The organism is Streptomyces sp., assembly GCF_031181705.1.
Lineage (GTDB): Bacteria > Actinomycetota > Actinomycetes > Streptomycetales > Streptomycetaceae > Streptomyces.
This window is the reverse complement of sequence record NZ_JAPSKN010000085.1, coordinates 22,559-24,903: the sequence shown is the minus strand read 5'-3', so window position 1 is coordinate 24,903 and position 2,345 is coordinate 22,559. Positions and strand designations below refer to the sequence as shown.

Sequence of the window (2,345 nt, the reverse complement as noted above, 5' to 3'; positions counted from 1 at the left end):
CCAGGCCCACCAAGCCCAGCACGTCCCGCACCAGCAGGCGGGTCACACGCAGGGCCACGCGGGGGCCGGCACATGACCGCTGTCGACCACCAGTTGGTCAAGCGGTTCCGCCAGGACGCCGGCGACCGCATCGCCGAACAACGCCGGCAGGACCAGCTCAACAACGTCACTCCGATGTCCTCGGAGGACGAACGGCAGTACGCCCGCGCCGTCATAGCCCAGATCCTGGAGGAGTACGCCCGCGCCGAGATCAACGCGGGCCGTACACCGCTGGACGCCGAGACCGAGGAGCAGTACGCGGCCGCCGTGCACGCCGCCCTGTTCGGCGTCGGCCGGCTCCAGCCGCTGCTGGACGACCCCGAGGTCGAGAACATCGACATCAACGGCTGCGACCAGGTCTTCGTCGGATACGCCGACGGCCGCGAGGTGAAGGGCGACCCGGTCGCCGAGACCGACGAGGAGCTCATCGAACTCATCCAGGTGCTCGGCGCCTACTCGGGCCTGTCCTCCCGCCCCTTCGACTCGGCCAACCCGCAGCTCGACCTGCGGCTGCCCGACGGGTCGCGCCTGTCGGCCGTCATGGACGTGGCCCGGCGCCCGGCGCTGTCCATCCGCCGCGCGCGCATGGGCAAGGTGTTCATCTCCGACCTCGTCGGCAACGGCACACTGACCCCCGAGGTCGCCCACTTCCTGGCCTGCGCGGTCCGCGCCCGCAAGAACATCATGATCGCCGGTGCCACCAACGCCGGCAAGACCACGCTGCTGCGCGCCCTCGCCAACGAGATCCCGCCGCACGAGCGGCTCATCACCGTCGAACGGGCCCTGGAGCTCGGCCTCGACACCTTCCCCGACCTGCACCCCAACGTCGTCGCCTTCGAGGAGCGCCTGCCCAACTCCGAGGGACAGGGCGCCATCTCGATGGCGGAGCTGGTGCGCCGGTCGCTGCGCATGAACCCCTCCCGGGTCATCGTCGGCGAGGTCCTCGGCGACGAGATCGTCACCATGCTCAACGCGATGTCCCAGGGCAACGACGGCTCGTTGTCCACGATCCACGCCAACAGCTCCAGCGAGGTGTTCAACCGCATCTCCACCTACGCGTTGCAGGCCTCGGAGCGGCTGCCCATCGAGGCCAGCCAGATGCTGATCGCCGGGGCCGTGAACTTCGTCGTCTTCATCCAGCGGCGCAACGACTTCGTCAACGGCGGCCGCCTGCAGCGCATGGTCACCTCCGTCCGCGAGGTCAACGGCGTCGACGGGCGGGTCCTGTCCAGCGAGGTGTTCGCGCAGGCTCCCGACGGCCGGGTCGTGCCGCACGCCCCCCTTGCCTGCCTGGAGGAACTGATGGCACACGGCTACCGGCCGACCGGGACCTGGGGGTGAGCCGGAGATGAACACGACGACTCTCGCCGCACTCGGCTCGCTGGGCTCCATGGGCGGCCTGTTCTCCACCCAGGTGCTGTACTCGATCGGCAGCGGCGTCGCCGTCGGCGGCGGCCTCGCCCTGCTGCTCGTCGCCGTACGCGGACTGCCCGTCAAGCCCGACCACGAGAAGCAGAAGGCCGCCCAGCGGGCGAGCGAACTGATCCGCTTCGCCGGGCAGCGCGGCTCCCTCGCCGCGATCGTCGGACTCGTCGTGCTGCTGCTGACCCGCTGGGCGGTCGCCGGCATCGCGGCCGGTGTCCTCGTCTTCTTCTGGGACCGCCTCTTCGGCGGCGCCGGCGAGGAGCGGGCCGCCATGCGCCGCGTGGAGGCCCTGGCCTCCTGGACGGAGTCCCTGCGCGACACCATCGCCGGCGCCGTCGGCCTGGAACAGGCCATCCCGGCCTCCGCCCGCGCCGCGGCCCCCGTCCTGCGCCCCCACCTCGACGCCCTCGTCGACCGGCTGCGCGCCCGCACCCCGCTGCCCGAGGCGCTCCAGCAGCTCGCCGACGAGATCGACGACGCCTCCGCCGACATCATCGTCGCGGCCCTGATCCTCAACGCCCGCCTGCGCGGCCCCGGTCTGCGCCAGGTGCTGGGCGCCCTGGCCAAGTCGGCGCGCGAGGAGGTCGACATGCGCCAGCGGGTCATGGCCCAGCGCGCCTCGACCCGCCGTTCGGTGCAGATCGTCGTCGCGGTCTCCATCGCCTTCGTCCTCGGCCTGTCCATCTTCAACCGCGACTTCGTCGAGCCGTACGGCACGGCGGTCGGCCAGCTCGTCCTCGCCTGCGTCTGCGGCCTGTTCGCGCTCGGCTTCTGGTGGCTGCGCAAGCTGTCCACCATCGAGACGCCCGAGCGCTTCCTCGTCCGCGACCAGGCGGGTGTCCGGTTCGTCCGTCCGAGGACGCCGTCGCAGCAGCAGCAGC

At 71.5% G+C, this 2,345-nt stretch carries 2 protein-coding genes; both read left to right on the top strand.

Annotation, left to right across the window (positions count from 1 at the left end; genetic code table 11):
• Positions 1 to 72: 72 nt before the first annotated feature.
• Positions 73 to 1,380, top strand: a complete 1,308-nt coding sequence (locus RIN80_RS17440) for an ATPase, T2SS/T4P/T4SS family (RefSeq protein WP_309096515.1) — start codon at positions 73 to 75, stop codon at positions 1,378 to 1,380.
• Positions 1,381 to 1,387: 7 nt separating this feature from the next.
• Positions 1,388 to 2,345, top strand: a 958-nt coding sequence (locus tag RIN80_RS17435; RefSeq protein WP_375141720.1) for a type II secretion system F family protein, incomplete at its 3' end; no start/stop codon positions are given.